This window comes from Rhodoplanes sp. (genome assembly GCF_013377085.1).
GTDB lineage: Bacteria > Pseudomonadota > Alphaproteobacteria > Rhizobiales > Xanthobacteraceae > Rhodoplanes.
Map to the genome: position 1 here is coordinate 25,340 of NZ_JACAAX010000003.1, position 13,634 is coordinate 38,973.

A 13,634-nucleotide genomic window follows, 5' to 3' on the forward strand; every position below is an offset into this window, starting at 1 on the left:
CGATCGCCCGAGACGAGTCAGATTACGTGGATCGTGCCGTCGCGGCCAGCGCGTGATGCACTCTCGGGGCAGCGACGATCCGGATCGGACGCACGGGATGGCGTCGAGAACAATTTCGAGGCCTACGCATGTGTGCGTACGCGGAGATGCGGCGTCGTGCTTAGGTTGACGACATCGGTGCTGCGGATGGGTGCGAGCGAACAGGCCCCTCGGCGCGCTCGAGAGTCACCTCCGTGGAACTGCCAGTTCCAGCGTCACACTCGACATCGACATCGACATCCGCGTTCGTCGACGGCCGCTGATCGCACGCGCGATCGCGTCGACCGCCGCGTCGTGCGTGTCCATGCTGTTGCAGTTGGTTCTGTTGCAGTCGGCACGTGCGCGACGCCGCGCATGTCGGTCCATCACGCCCGCCTCGGCGGCTCGCGCGCATCAGACGAGAGGACAGGCCATGCAAGCCCCAATCGGAAACCGACACGTGTCGACGGGAGCATCATCGGACCAGACCTCGTACGAGGTCACGGCATCGGGTCCGACGAACCCGGGAGCGTGGGCGGAGAGCGACGATCGCGGCGCGCCGCGAGAGGCGTTATATGTCGACGACATGTCCTGGTACACGGCGCCCGTCTGTGCTGCGCCCCCGAACGGGGCCGCGTGCTGGCCCGGACGGCATCCCCTCTTCAGGCAATGACGAGCGGGGACTCGGGACGCCGCGGCGATCCCGAGTCCCGCTCGCACGGAAACGGCGGGAGCCTTGGGCCGCCCTCGGGCCCGGGCCTCGCCATAGCAGGGCTTCGGCCCGGCCGCCGGCGGTTTCACGCGGGCGGCGGCACGGCGGCGCTCAGCGCCACGAACAGCTCAGCGCGACGAACATCAGGGCGCCGACGGCGAGCAGCACCAGCGGGTGCAGCCGCGGCCAGCGGAACTGCAGCGCCGCGACCCCGAGTGCCGTCGCCCAGCCGGCGATGCCGGCGTCCTCGTCGCCCGCCAGGATCGTGTAGCCGCCGGCCAGCACCAGCCCGGCGGCGACCGGCGCCAGCGCGTCCTCGATCAGGCGGTGCCAGGCGGAGCCGCGCCATCGGTTCCACACCTGCGAGGTGACGTAGACCAGCACCGACGACGGCCCGAAGAAGGCGAGCGAGACGGCGACCGCCCCCTGCCATCCGGCCGCCTGCCAGCCGATCAGGGGGGCGAGCAGCGAGCCGGGGCCGGGCGCCGCCCGCGCGATGGCGAACAGGTCGGCGAACTCGCGCTGCGTCATCCAGCCGTGCACCGCCACGGCCTGATGCTGCATCTCGGAAAACACCGACGGCCCGCCGCCGATCGAGACCAGCGAGAGCTGGACGAAGACGACGACCAGCGCCGCCAGGGTCGCGTCGTGGTCACTCATCGGGCGCCTCGCCGCCGGCCTTGGCGGTCGCCCGCCGGGTCAACAGCACGCTGACCGGCACCAGGCACAGCACCGCGGGGACGAGCGGCACCCGCAGCACGCCGACCACCACGAAGGTGCCGGCGAGCACCAGCCAGCCGGTGCGCCCGTTGCCGCTTCGCATCTCCGACCGGATCGCCATGACGATCAAAAGCCCGACGGCGGCCGCCGCGGCGCCGCCGAACAGCGCGTGCAACAGCGTCGCGCCGGCGACCCGGCGGTAGGCGGCCGCGATGGCGATCACCAGCAGGGTCGGCCCGAGCAGCAGGCCGAGCAGCGCCGCGGCGGCGCCGGCAAGCCCGCGCGAGCGCTGGCCGATCAGCACCGCGAGGTTCGCCACATTGGTGCCGGGCAGCACCCGGCAGATCGCCAGCATGGCGGCAAAATCCTTCTCGCCGATCCAGCCGCGGTGCTCGACGAAGGCCCGGTGCACCCAGGCCGACACCCCGCCGCCGAAGCTCGACAGGCCGAGCTGGGAAAAGATCAGAAACAGCCGCAGCGCCGTGGGGTTTTGCGGCGGGTCGACGGCGGCCGCGGCGTCGGCCGGCGGAAGGGCGGGATTTGGCGGGGCCGGCACCGCAGAACCCTGCGGGCCGGGGGAGGGGATGTCGGTGGCCATCGTCGCGCCTCGTGTCGGACCGGGATCGCGGCGCCCCGATCGTCCGCCTATCGAGACCGGATTCTCGGGAAAACCAAGGCCGCCGCGCGCCGGCGTGGCATGCATCGCCATCCGCGCCGAGGAACTTGACGGCCGTCAATGCCATGCGCCCGAAAGCACGGTTCGAGCAGACCGGACAACTCCGGATGGGGGGAGGCACGAGCCGGCCGCCGTCGGAAGGAGGATGTCATGCTCAGGACCTTGTTGGTCGCCGTCACCGCCCTGGCCCTGGTGGTCGCCGCCACGCCGGCCGCGGCGCGTCCGCCCGGAACCGGGTCGGGGCGCGACTGCACCGGCGGGCGCCACTGGGATGCCGTGCAGGCGCGCTGCGTCTGCCGCAGCGGATCGGTGTGGAACGAGGCGCGGCAGCAGTGCATGCGCCCCGCCCCGGCGCCGCCGGCCTGCACGGGCGGTCGCGTCTGGAACGCCGCCGCCGGCCGCTGCATCTGCCCGCCGGACCGCCGCTACTGGGACGGCAAGAGCGGGCGCTGCACGTCGACGCCGATCCCGCCGCAGCAGATCCCGCCGGGAGGTCGCCGGCAGCCGCAGCCGCCGCGGTAGCGGCATGGCGAAGCGTGACGGCCGACGGTCGTGATCTGGTCGTGAGATCGCGGGGTGCCGGCGCTTGCGCGCCGTTGCCCGCGTGGAGCGCGCTGCACTGCAACGCAGATCGCTGTGCTCGCACCGCCACGCACAAGCGAGATCAGAAACGATGAAGCGGGTGTTCAGGTGATTTGATTCTCGCCAAGTGACAGTTATGTGTCATCATTTGTCGATCCCATGCGGCTGAACGACATGGGACCAGGGGCGTCGTTGCCGCGACAGGGGCTGCGCTCGCGAAAAGTCAGGGAAGAAACTGAGAAGGAGGGGACCATGCGAACCCAAGAGATGGGCGATCGTCGGACCTTGGACGCCCACTGCCGCGCCTGCGGCAGCGACGTCGAGGCGCCGCGCTTCTTCGACACCCGCGGCCATCACTACTGCGCCCCCGAATGCTGGGAGACGGTCGGCGATCCCCGGCCGCTGGCCCGCGGCGGGGTGGAGCTGGTCTGATCGCGCGTCGATCGCCGGCGTCGGCGACGCGTCCCCGCGTCGCCGGGCGAGATCGGAGTCCGGGCGCCCGCGCACGGACTCCGGCTGAAGCGGCGGCCCGGCGGATCGCGGCTTTCGCGGGGCCTCCCGCGACTCGAAAAACATTCGTCGGTGCGATGGAACCGATCGGCAAGAGCGGTGTTGTCCTCGCAGACGCGATCGCTGGTCCCCGACGGCCCCCCCTTCTGAGCCGGTGATGTCGTCTCCGAGAAAGCCGCAAGGCAAAGGGTCGCCCTTTTCCCAGGGCGACCCTTTTCGTGTGTGCGACCGACCGATGTGCGACTGCCCGATGTGCGACGGGCCGGCATCCGGAGCCGGCCGCGGTCTGCACCGCGACTGTTCAGCGAACCCGAGGGCCCGTCATGACCATTCCGTGCAAATTCGAGAAGAGCGTTCTCAGCCACGACGAGCACGCCATCGTCGCGCGCAGCCATCACCCGGGCATCTACGAGGTCGGGCTCGACGCGCTGAAGGCGCTGCGCCTGCGGCTGCGCGACATGCGCGACCGGGAGCGGACGCTGGCGCGCGAAAAGCGCGGCGAGGTGCGCGGCAAGCGCGCGCCGCGCGGCGGCAGCTTTCCGGGCACGGCCGAGCATCCGCTGCAGCGCAAGCAGGTCTTCTCCGGCGCCCTCAAGCGGGTGAACAAGGAGATCGACCGCATGGAGAAGCTCGAGGTGCGCTCCGCCCATGTCGAGGCGGCGCGCCGCGCGCTGGCGCTGCGCCGCGCCGCCTGGTTCCCGTCGCCCCCGCCGGGCGGCCCGACGGCGAACCAGGGCATGCGGTCGCTGCCGAGCAGCCGGCGCAAGACCATCGTGCCGCCCTCCCGCATCGGCCGCGTCTCCCAGGCCACCAAGCGGGCGCAGGCCGCCCGCGACGCGCGGACCTAGCAGGACGTCGAAACTCGGTTTCCGGTCGTTCCGGGGCCGGCCGAAGGCCGGAGCCCGGAACCCATAACCCCTGTCTTTCCGTAACAACGTCGACCGGGCTTATGGATTCCGGACAGCCGCTTCGCGGCTTCCGGAATGACGAGCAGGGCTTTTCAACGACCTGCCAGCGCTTGCTGGAGGCGCAGGGTGGGCCGAGCGCAGAGGCGTCGCAGAGGTGTAGGATGCGTCGAGCGCAGCGAAACCCATCATTCCGATCGGGGCGAGCAAGCGATGGGTTTCGCCTCCGGCTCGACCCATCGACGGGCTCCGCAATCAGCACCAATCGTCGCGCTGCCGTAATTACGGTAATTACGGTGACAGTGCACTTTATTCCTGCTTTGGTTTAGGGCCGCGTTTGGCGGGGCGCAGCTTGCGGCCGGTCGAACGCTCGACGGCGGCCAGGAACATCTCGTCGCCGAGCGGCCGGCCGATGCTCTCCGCGGACCGTAGCCGCGCGAACGCTTCGGCGTCCTCGGCCCCGGCCAGGAACGCGGCGAAATCCGGAATGCGCTCTCGAACCGGGGCCGTCGCCGTGAGGCCGTCGTCGCGGCCGGTCAGTTGCGCGCGCGTGCTCGCCCACCGCCAGTCGCGCGCCCGCGCCACCAGCCGGGCGCGCACCGGATTGAGCGCCACATAGGCGAGCGCGGCGAAGAGATGCGCCTCGTCCAGGGCGACGGCGCCGAACCGGCCCTGCCAGAAATGGCCGGTGCGCCGGCGGCGCGCCTGGACGATGCCGGCGTAGCGCCGGTGCACCGGCGCGAGCGCCCGACGCAGCCCGTCGGCGTCGGCGGGCACCAGGATCAGATGGACGTGATTTGGCATCAGGCACCACGCCCAGATGGCGACGCCGGCCGTCCGGCAGTGCTCGGCGAGCAGGTCGCGATAGAGGGCGTAGTCGTCGTCGCCGAAGAAGGTGCGGGCGCGGCCGTTGCCACGCTGGGTGACGTGATGCGGATGATCCGGAACGACCACGCGGGCGAGACGAGCCATGCCGCATGATCACCGAAATCCATGCTCTCGTCAATTTAGTGCACTGTCACCGTAATTCGCCGTAATTCGCGCTATGCTCGCTGGCAGTTAATCTGTCAGAAAGCCCGCCGGGCGCTCCGATAGGTCTTGCGGGAGGAGGTGCCGAGGCCCAAAATTCCATTCAATAACGTGCCGATTCTTAGCGCGGATCCTTACCACTCCCGGTGCTTGGCATGGAAATAGATGCCATTGCGAGGCTTGCCCAAGCTTGTTTTACAAGCGGCCCTGTCGTTGTGTTGGGTAGCGGTGCGTCAGCTCCGCACGGCCTTCCCGGTATGGATGCTCTCAAAGATTGTTTGTTGGAAGAAGTTGTCCCAGCCGGCCCGGAAGAAGAAGCCGCATGGTTGCTTGTTAGAACCGCTCTTGCCAATGGTGACCATCTTGAGCAAGCGCTCGTCGGAAAGGTGCTCCCCCACTCTTTGATCAAAAAAATAGTTGCCTCTACGTGGGCGTGCATAAATAGCAAAGATCGTACGCTTTTTTTTAGAGCGGTACAGCTACAGGAGCGGTTTCCTGTCGGCGATTTGATGAAAGCATTGTTCCAAAGCAACCAGAAAACGGTTGATGTCGTGACGACGAATTACGATCGGGCTGCAGAATATGCATGTAATTCGATGGAAATCGTTCATTCGGTGGGGTTTCTGCCAGGCTACATACAATCACGTGAAGGAACTGCCCCCATCTCATTCCATCGAAGCGGGAAGCCGCTGCGAACCGTCCGAATCTGGAAGGTCCATGGCTCTCTTGATTGGTTTGAACGGCCAGATGGAACGACAGTCTCAGGGCCATTTTTTGAGTTGCCTGCCTCAACTCTTGCGCCTCTAATCGTAACGCCTGGGTTTAATAAGTACGAACGAACACACGATGAGCCGTTTCGTTCGGCTATTCAAGGGGCCGACCGTGCACTTGAAGGTGCGGAAGGCTATCTTTGTGTTGGATTCGGATTCCGAGATTTTCATATCGAACCTAAGATGCTTGAGCGCTGCCGCCGGAAGAATATACCGATCGCCGTAATCGCTCGCACATTGACGGATGAAGCTAAAGCATTTCTTAAAGGGAAGGCAGGCTCGAAGTACGTTGGCTTGGAGGCGACCTCGGCCGGCTCTCGAGCCTATATCGCGGAAAGACCGGATGGGATCGACTTGCCGGTTCGTAACCTATGGTCTCTCGATGGTTTTCTCAAACTTGTCACGTAGGTTAACATGTCTATATTTGACTATACAGATGATGAGACCCTTGGCTGTGTGATCTCTGTTGATACCGCGACCGTGACTATTCGGGTCGATGCGATCGAGCGACTGAGGCGGATCCAAGTTAATCGACTGGCCGTTTTACAAAGCAGTAGGGCGGGCCAACATTTGATCGGTGTTGTGACCCGCATAACCCGTCGAGCGGATGATGAGCGCGAAGTTCAAGCGAGCTCTATTGGCCCGGATGAAGAAGCTCCGCCGAAAAATAATCTCGTTCGCATTACATTGATAGGAACGCTGCTCGATCGTGTTGGAATGCAAGAAAATGTCTTTCGTCGGACGCTTGAGACCGTTCCAGAAATCGACGCAAACTGTTTTTCTATGGAAGGGGGGCGCCTTACGAAGTTTATGCAAGTTATATCCAACGTCGGGGCGGGCGGACCCAGATTATCGTTGGGTGCATTTACTATCGACGAAGAAGCTGAAGCTTTTTTAAATGGAAATAAGTTATTCCAGAGACATGCAGTTATCGTTGGTAGCACAGGCTCCGGAAAATCATGGACGACCGCTCGCTTGCTCGATCAGGTAGCCCAACTTCCGCAAGCCAATGCAATTCTGTTTGATATTCATGGCGAATACAAGCCCTTGGATGGCGATGAGTTTCGGCACATCAGGATAGCTGGGCCTGTCGATATCGAGCGAGGGGTCGGCCTTGCGGATGGGGTTCTCCATTTGCCTTATTGGCTGCTGGGGTATGAGGCATTATTATCTTTATTCGTGGATCGCAGCGATCAAAACGCACCTAATCAAGCTATGATGATGACTCGCTGTGTTACCGATGCGAAGAAGGCAACACTTGCCGATCCGGCCCACAAAGACATCCTTGCAAATTTTACAATAGATAGCCCGGTTCCCTTCGATATAGGCTCGGTGCTGGCGGAGCTGGAACGTTTAAATAGCGAGATGGTCCAAGGTGCTCGCGGCGACAAGCAAGGGCCTTATTTCGATAAGCTGAGCCGACTGATCGCGCGATTGGAGGCGAAGCGACAGGACCGCCGTCTTGGCTTCCTGTTTCAGCCGCCAGTCGAGTGTATGGACATGGGCTGGCTGGAGAAAATTGTTCACATCCTCATCGGCGGGCGCGGCTCTCAACCAGACAGTAAGGGCGGCATCAAAATCGTTGATTTTTCTGAAGTTCCGTCGGATGTCCTGCCGCTTATGGTCAGCTTGTTAGCAAGACTTATCTTCACGACAAATCAGTGGACTGAGCTTTCAAAACGACACCCGATCGCTTTGCTTTGTGATGAGGCACATCTCTACATTCCCGAGCGCGCAAACGCGGACAGCAGTGATGCCGTTTCTGTTCAAATCTTCGAACGGATTGCTAAGGAAGGTCGAAAATATGGTATTGGTCTTGTTGTTATAAGTCAAAGACCAGCGGAGGTTAACAGAACAGTTCTCAGCCAGTGCAATAACGTGATTGCGATGCGTTTGACAAACGGAGACGATCAAAGTGTTATTCGTAGATTATTGCCGGACAGTCTTGGAAGCTTTGGCGATCTTTTGCCTGTACTTGATATTGGGGAGGCGCTAGTTGTGGGTGATGCGAGTTTACTACCAACGCGCGTGCGCGTCGCTGAACCTCGTAGGAAGCCCAACAGTCAGACGGTCGCATTCTGGGATTGCTGGAACGAAGATACTCCAAAGTCGGACACCCCTAACGCCGTGAAGACTTGGCGGAGGCAGAGTTTCCAAAAGTAATATGTGGAACGTTTCTGATTAAAGTCATATTGCGACCAATGATCTGGGCGCATCACCCGCGTCCGCCTGTGGCGCCGGTTCAGCTCCGGTCGATCTCTCCCTCCAGCGCCGCCTCGAGGGGCGGGAGCGCGCGTAAAACCGTATCCCACACGAATTGCGCCGCCACGTCCTCGTAGTCGTGACGATACACGTTGCCGGCGCCCGCCATCTGCTTCCATGCGATGTCGGGGTGGCGGGCCTTCAAGGCGTCCGGCAGGCGGCGCGAGGCTTCGGAGATGATTTCCAGGCAGCGGGTCACGGCATAGATCGTGCGCAGGTCCTGCTTGAACGTCGCGGCCGTGAAGCCGCGCGTAAATTCGGTCGCGAGGTCGATTTGATGCAGGATGTCGCGCAGCGCGGCTTGCGCCGATTTAGAAGGCGCCGAATTAGAAGGCATAGTGCGCGTCGGCGGTCGCGGCCGGCCCGACATGGGGCTTGAGGCTGTCGCGGTTCACCACGTCGACGGGGCCGTCGAACAGGCTGGCGATGTAATCCTTGAGGTCGACGTAATCGTAAACCGTCAGGTGCGCCTCGGGATCGATTTCGACCATGATGTCGAGGTCGCTGCCGGGCCGGTTGTCGCCGCGCGCGACCGAGCCGAACACGGCGGCGCGCCGCACGCCGCGCGCGCGCAGAGCCGCCTCTGAATGCTTCAGGGTTTCGAGGGCATCGGCGCGGGTCATGAGACAAACATAACATGCAGCGCGCGGTTTTGGAGGTCGCACCCCGGTCGGCTCAGAGCGAATTCCGGTGATGAAGAATCGGATCCTATTTCCGTTCGTCCCCGCGAAAGCGCTACGGGATGCACAGATCTCGTTTTGTCGAGACCATCTGGTGGTACGGCAAAAAGAGCGCCTTCCCCACCGTCGTCATCGCCGGGCTTGACCCGGCGATCCATCATCCTGCGAACAAAGCATTTTTGCGAAAATCGATGGATGCGCGGGTCGAGCCCGCGCATGACGCTCTCATGCATGGCAAGCCTTGTGTGCATCCCGTAGCGCGAAAGCGGGGACCCAGGAGCGGCTCGACGTGTGGGACCTGGATTCCCGCTTTCGCGGGAATGAGCGGAGGGTGGGGCGAGTCAACGGAAATGGCTCCAATTGGCGCGACCACGAGGTCCGGAATCGGTGATTTTGTCCCGGACTTACAGCCCTGCGCCCGCCATTCCGGTTCCACCAACCCCGCTCGACCAATTCCTCCCTCTCCGTCATCCCCCACTCGACCGCCCCCTCCCGAAGCGGTAAACACCCGCCGGCGGCTCGGACTCGGTCCGGGGGCTGGATTTCCTCGAAAATCCGGCGCCAAGGCGGGCCGGGCGGTTTTGGCGTGCCGCAATCTCGGCACGGCGAGGGTGCAGGGGTCCGGGACGGCACCGGCGAAGCCGGCAAGGCATACCGGCGAAGCCGGCAAAGCATACCGGCGAAGCCGGCAAGGCATACCGGCGGAGCCGGCGAGACATACCGGCGAGAGGCCGGCGAGACACACCAGCGAGACAAGAAGGCAGCACATGGCGAACGTCGTGGTCGTCGGCTCCCAGTGGGGCGACGAGGGGAAGGGCAAGATCGTCGATTGGCTGTCCGAGCAGGCCGACGTGGTGGTGCGGTTCCAGGGCGGCCACAATGCCGGCCACACGCTGGTGATCGACGGCAAGACCTACAAGATGTCGCTGCTGCCCTCCGGGGTGGTGCGCGGAAAGCTCTCCGTCATCGGCAACGGTGTGGTCTTGGACCCGCGCGCGCTGGTGGAGGAGATCGAGCGGCTGGCCGGGCAGGGGGTGGCGATCAGCCCCGAGACGCTGCGGATCGCGGAAAACACCTCGCTCATCCTGTCGCTGCACCAGGAGCTCGACGCCAACCGGGAGGCGGCGGCGAGCGAAAAAGCGCGGCTCGGCACCACCAAGCGCGGCATCGGCCCGGCCTACGAGGACAAGGTGGGGCGGCGCGCCATCCGGCTGATGGACCTCGCCGACCTCGACTCGCTGCCTCCAAAAATCGAGCGGCTGCTGGTGCACCACAACGCGCTGCGGCGCGGCCTCGGACTGCCCGAATACGACCCGAAGAATCTCTATGACGAGCTCGCCGCGGTGGCCCCGAAAGTGCTGCCCTACATGGATTCGGTGTGGGTGCTGCTCGATCACGTGCGGCGCGAGGGAAAGCGCATCCTGTTCGAGGGCGCGCAGGGCGCGCTCCTGGACATCGACCACGGCACCTATCCGTTCGTCACCTCGTCCAACACGGTGGCGGGCCAGGCGGCCACCGGCTCCGGCATGGGGCCGTCGGCGATCGGCTATGTGCTGGGCATCTGCAAGGCCTACACGACCCGGGTCGGCGCCGGGCCGTTCCCGACCGAGCAGGACAACGAGATCGGCCGGCTGATCGGCGACCGCGGCCACGAGTTCGGCACCGTCACGGGACGCCGGCGGCGCTGCGGCTGGTTCGACGCCGTGCTGGTGCGCCAGACCGTGCGCACCAGCGGCATCCACGGGCTGGCCTTGACAAAGCTCGACATTCTGGACGGGCTCGACGAGATCCAGGTCTGCACCGGCTACCGCCTCGACGGCCGCACCATCGACTACCTGCCGGCCAGCGAGCACGCGCAGGCGCAGGTGGAGCCGATCTACGAGACCATCCCGGGGTGGAAGGACAAGACCGCGGGCGCCCGCTCGTGGGCGGAGCTGCCGGCCCAGGCGATCAAATACGTGCGGTGGATCGAGGAATTGGTCGGCTGCCCGGTCGCTCTGCTCTCGACGAGCCCGGAACGCGATGACACTATCCTGGTGCACAATCCCTTCGAAAGCTGAGCCTCGGGGGCGAGGATCGCTCGAGAACTGCTGAACCTGATGGCTGACTACTATCCCCTGATCGCCAAGGCGGTCGCCGGCCTCGAGAAGAACACCGGGGAAGCGCGCCGCATTCTCTACGAGCGGGCCCGCAACGCACTGGTCACCCAGTTGCGCGGCGTGACGCCGGCGTTGGGTGAATCCGAGATCACCCGCGAGCGGCTGGCGCTCGAGGAGGCGATCCGCAAGGTCGAGGCCGACGCGGCCCGAAAGGCGCGCAGCGATTCGATGCCCGGCCGGGCCGAGCGGGCCGAGCGCACCGAGCGGGAGCGGGCGGAGCGGGCCGAGCGCACCGCCGAGCGGGCCGAGCGGACCGCGCTGGGGTCGCCGGCTTCGAGTAGCGCAGTCGACAGGGCGGGTGCCGACAAGCCGGCCGAGAAGCCCGCCGACAAGTCGGCCGACAAGTCGCCCGATCGGCCGGGCGACCGGCCGGGCGGTCTCGGCGCGGCGCCGTCCGCGCCCGATCGGCCCGTCGGCGCCGGAATCGAGGGGCGCAACGAGGGGCGCGAGGCGGGGCGCGAGGGGCGCAACGAGGGGCGCGAGGCGCGGCGGCCGCTCGGCCCGTCGCTCACCGACCGTGGCCTCAAGGGCTTTCGCGATGTCGTCGCGGAGGCCGAGAGCCTCGGCGAAGCTACTGCCCAGGCTTCGAAAACCGCCCGCGAGGCGTTCGCCGCCACGGCCCCGAGCCGCGACGGCACCAGGATCGAGCCGCATGTCGAGCCGGAGGGCCTGCGCCCGTCCGGCAAGCGCGGCTCGCCGGCCCCGCTGACGCGCGAGAACCCGCCGTTTTCTCGTGATATTCCAAAGCGTTCGCCGCCGGCCTCGGAGGCGCCGCCGCGCTCCCCCGGAGGCTCCGACAGCGGCCGTGGCGACAGCGCGGATCTCGACTTCAGCACCAAGTCCGGGGTGCGTCCGTATCTCGACGACCACGATTATCGCGAGACCTCGGGACGCCCGTTTCCCCTGCAGCCAGAGGCACTTCCGCGCGGCGAGGAGGATCTCGGCTCACCCCTGCGGATGCCGATCGGCGGCAAGCTGATCAAGGGCGCGGTGGCGCTCGTCGCCGTGCTGGCCGTGGTCGGCCTCGGCTGGTTCGCCTGGCCGACCCTGTCCGGCCTGTTCGGCCCATCCAAGTCCGTGGTGACGGCGCCGGCCCAAACCCCCTCGGGCGAGCCCGGCCGCGGCGGCAAGATCACCGACCGGGTCGGATCGCAGCAGCCGGGGGCCGGCGCGCGGCCTCAGCAGGACGCCCCGGCGGTCGCCCAACGCGTTGTTCTGTATGAGGAAGATCCTGCCGACCCGGGCGGCAAGCGCTCTGTCGGCACGGCGGTCTGGCGGACCGAGACGATCGTCGCGGCGCCCGGACAGGCGCCCGACATGGTGGTGCGCGCCGACATCGAGATCCCCGAGCGCAACACCTCGGTGCGCTGGTCGCTGCGCCGAAACTCCGACCGCTCGCTGCCGGCGAGCCACACGATCGAGATCATGTTCACCTTGCCGCCGGACTTTCCGAACGGCGGAATCTCCAACATTCCCGGCATCTTGATGAAGCAGGCCGAGCAGACCCGCGGGGTGCCGCTGGCCGGCCTCGCCGTCAAGGTGACGACCGGCTTCTTCCTGATCGGCCTGTCGTCGACCGACACCGACATGCAGCGCAACATCCAGCTCCTCAAGGAGCGGGCCTGGTTCGACGTGCCGGTGGTCTTCGGCAACGGCCGCCGCGCCATCATGGCGATCGAGAAGGGCACCCCGGGCGAGCGCGCCTTCGCCGAGGCCTTCGCCGCCTGGGGCGAGTAATATCGGCGTTTCGATGAACCGATGTCGGCGCCCTCGTTTCGAGGGCGGGGCTCGTCGTGCCGGATCAGATTCGATCGTCGGCGAGCACCGCAGTGGCCGTGATCGCAATGTGGTCGCGAAGCGTCGCGACGGCCTTCTCGACATCGCCGTCGAGCACGAGTGACATGATCTCTTCGTGCTGGCTGCTGCCGATCTGTTCGGAAAACCCCATCTCCTTGAGCATGCGGCGGTATCGCGTCATCTGCGTGTAGAGATCCTCGCAGAACTGCTTCAGCGCGGTGAGCGGGCACGCGGCGATCAGGGCGAGATGGAAGCGGCGATGGCGCTCCTCGTATGCATCCAGCCATTCCTCGGAACGAGAGTCGCGCCGATCGATCTCCCATTTGAGCAACTGGAAGCTGGTGAAGATCTCTTCCTCCCACGCCTCGGTGCGGTTGGCGATGGCGTGACGCAGAGCCTCTCCCTCGACGATCTGGCGCGTCTGGGTGATGTCCACCAGATGGGAGCGGCTGACCGGCGCGACGCGAAAGCCCTTGTTGGATTCGATGTTGACGAACCCGCCCGAGGCCAGTTGTGCCAGCGCCTCCCGCATCGGGCTCGCGCCGATGCCGTAGCGCTCGGTCAACTCGCGAATCTTGAGCTTCCGGCCCGACGGAAGCACGCCGCGGATGAGGTCGCGCTTCAATCTCTTGAGCGCCGCCTCCGTGGCCGTCGACGGGGTGTCGTCGTCCGCCTCGTCCGGCCGGAACAACCGAGACGCCGGTTCCGCCACCGGACACGATCCTGATTTCACGTCCACGCTCCGATTGGCTCGTCGTTCCACGATGACCGTCGTTTCTGCTGGCCGATTCCTTGACCGTTCGATCCGGGCCCC

The 13,634-nt window shown here is 65.5% G+C and carries 13 protein-coding genes; 7 read left to right on the plus strand and 6 right to left on the minus strand.

Annotated features, from left to right (window positions below):
- Positions 1-841 precede the first annotated feature (841 nt).
- On the minus strand, positions 842-1,390 hold the full coding sequence (locus HXX10_RS03285) for a chromate transporter (RefSeq protein WP_296520088.1): 549 nt from the start codon (positions 1,388-1,390) through the stop codon (positions 842-844).
- Positions 1,383-2,048, minus strand: coding sequence for a chromate transporter (locus tag HXX10_RS03290; RefSeq protein WP_296520089.1), 666 nt, complete (start codon positions 2,046-2,048; stop codon positions 1,383-1,385). Before HXX10_RS03290 ends, HXX10_RS03285 begins: the two co-directional genes overlap by 8 nt.
- Before the next feature lie 228 nt (positions 2,049-2,276).
- Between HXX10_RS03290 and HXX10_RS03295 the strand changes: the two genes are divergently transcribed.
- The 3 genes from HXX10_RS03295 (at position 2,277) to HXX10_RS03305 (ending at position 4,066) form a co-directional block, all read left to right on the plus strand.
- Positions 2,277-2,648: a hypothetical protein gene (locus HXX10_RS03295; protein WP_296520090.1), complete on the plus strand. Its 372-nt coding sequence runs from the start codon at positions 2,277-2,279 to the stop codon at positions 2,646-2,648.
- A 312-nt stretch (positions 2,649-2,960) separates the two neighbouring features.
- A complete protein-coding gene (locus HXX10_RS03300; protein WP_296520091.1) occupies positions 2,961-3,140 on the plus strand; it encodes a hypothetical protein in 180 nt (59 codons plus the stop codon).
- A gap of 401 nt (positions 3,141-3,541) precedes the next feature.
- Complete coding sequence (locus tag HXX10_RS03305; RefSeq protein WP_296520092.1) at positions 3,542-4,066, plus strand: hypothetical protein; 525 nt, start codon at positions 3,542-3,544, stop codon at positions 4,064-4,066.
- A gap of 366 nt (positions 4,067-4,432) precedes the next feature.
- On the opposite strand, the gene HXX10_RS03310 is transcribed toward HXX10_RS03305, so the two are convergent.
- A complete protein-coding gene (locus tag HXX10_RS03310) occupies positions 4,433-5,095 on the minus strand; it encodes a transposase (protein ID WP_296520093.1) in 663 nt (220 codons plus the stop codon).
- Between the two features lie 212 nt (positions 5,096-5,307).
- Between HXX10_RS03310 and HXX10_RS03315 the strand changes: the two genes are divergently transcribed.
- Positions 5,308-6,330 carry an SIR2 family protein gene (locus HXX10_RS03315; RefSeq protein ID WP_296520095.1) on the plus strand — a complete coding sequence of 341 codons (1,023 nt, stop codon included), beginning with the start codon at positions 5,308-5,310 and terminating at the stop codon, positions 6,328-6,330.
- A 6-nt stretch (positions 6,331-6,336) separates the two neighbouring features.
- Positions 6,337-8,085: an ATP-binding protein gene (locus HXX10_RS03320; protein WP_296520096.1), complete on the plus strand. Its 1,749-nt coding sequence runs from the start codon at positions 6,337-6,339 to the stop codon at positions 8,083-8,085.
- Between the two features lie 79 nt (positions 8,086-8,164).
- Here HXX10_RS03320 and HXX10_RS03325 read toward each other — a convergent pair whose 3' ends face one another.
- Complete coding sequence (locus tag HXX10_RS03325; RefSeq protein WP_296520098.1) at positions 8,165-8,554, minus strand: HepT-like ribonuclease domain-containing protein; 390 nt, start codon at positions 8,552-8,554, stop codon at positions 8,165-8,167.
- On the minus strand, positions 8,511-8,807 hold the full coding sequence (locus tag HXX10_RS03330) for a nucleotidyltransferase family protein (RefSeq protein WP_296520099.1): 297 nt from the start codon (positions 8,805-8,807) through the stop codon (positions 8,511-8,513). The genes HXX10_RS03325 and HXX10_RS03330 overlap by 44 nt, the downstream gene beginning before the upstream one ends.
- Before the next feature lie 824 nt (positions 8,808-9,631).
- On the opposite strand from HXX10_RS03330, the gene HXX10_RS03335 reads away from it, so the two are divergent.
- On the plus strand, positions 9,632-10,924 hold the full coding sequence (locus HXX10_RS03335; protein ID WP_296520100.1) for an adenylosuccinate synthase: 1,293 nt from the start codon (positions 9,632-9,634) through the stop codon (positions 10,922-10,924).
- A gap of 39 nt (positions 10,925-10,963) precedes the next feature.
- The gene (locus HXX10_RS03340; protein ID WP_296520101.1) at positions 10,964-12,760 is read left to right on the plus strand and encodes a hypothetical protein; all 1,797 of its coding nucleotides are present in this window, start codon (positions 10,964-10,966) and stop codon (positions 12,758-12,760) included.
- A gap of 64 nt (positions 12,761-12,824) precedes the next feature.
- On the opposite strand, the gene HXX10_RS03345 is transcribed toward HXX10_RS03340, so the two are convergent.
- Positions 12,825-13,532 (minus strand): GntR family transcriptional regulator, encoded by a 708-nt coding sequence (locus tag HXX10_RS03345; protein ID WP_296520103.1) that lies wholly within the window; start codon positions 13,530-13,532, stop codon positions 12,825-12,827.
- Positions 13,533-13,634 lie beyond the last annotated feature (102 nt).

Coding starts and splice junctions, on each gene's coding strand:
- HXX10_RS03340 (WP_296520101.1), top strand. CDS start 10,964: ATGGCTGACTACTATCCCCTGATCGCCAAGGCGGTCGCCGGCCTCGAG.
- HXX10_RS03330 (WP_296520099.1), bottom strand. CDS start 8,807: ATGACCCGCGCCGATGCCCTCGAAACCCTGAAGCATTCAGAGGCGGCT.
- HXX10_RS03305 (WP_296520092.1), top strand. CDS start 3,542: ATGACCATTCCGTGCAAATTCGAGAAGAGCGTTCTCAGCCACGACGAG.
- HXX10_RS03320 (WP_296520096.1), top strand. CDS start 6,337: ATGTCTATATTTGACTATACAGATGATGAGACCCTTGGCTGTGTGATC.
- HXX10_RS03295 (WP_296520090.1), top strand. CDS start 2,277: ATGCTCAGGACCTTGTTGGTCGCCGTCACCGCCCTGGCCCTGGTGGTC.
- HXX10_RS03285 (WP_296520088.1), bottom strand. CDS start 1,390: ATGAGTGACCACGACGCGACCCTGGCGGCGCTGGTCGTCGTCTTCGTC.
- HXX10_RS03335 (WP_296520100.1), top strand. CDS start 9,632: ATGGCGAACGTCGTGGTCGTCGGCTCCCAGTGGGGCGACGAGGGGAAG.
- HXX10_RS03300 (WP_296520091.1), top strand. CDS start 2,961: ATGCGAACCCAAGAGATGGGCGATCGTCGGACCTTGGACGCCCACTGC.
- HXX10_RS03310 (WP_296520093.1), bottom strand. CDS start 5,095: ATGGCTCGTCTCGCCCGCGTGGTCGTTCCGGATCATCCGCATCACGTC.
- HXX10_RS03325 (WP_296520098.1), bottom strand. CDS start 8,554: ATGTCGGGCCGGCCGCGACCGCCGACGCGCACTATGCCTTCTAATTCG.
- HXX10_RS03290 (WP_296520089.1), bottom strand. CDS start 2,048: ATGGCCACCGACATCCCCTCCCCCGGCCCGCAGGGTTCTGCGGTGCCG.
- HXX10_RS03315 (WP_296520095.1), top strand. CDS start 5,308: ATGGAAATAGATGCCATTGCGAGGCTTGCCCAAGCTTGTTTTACAAGC.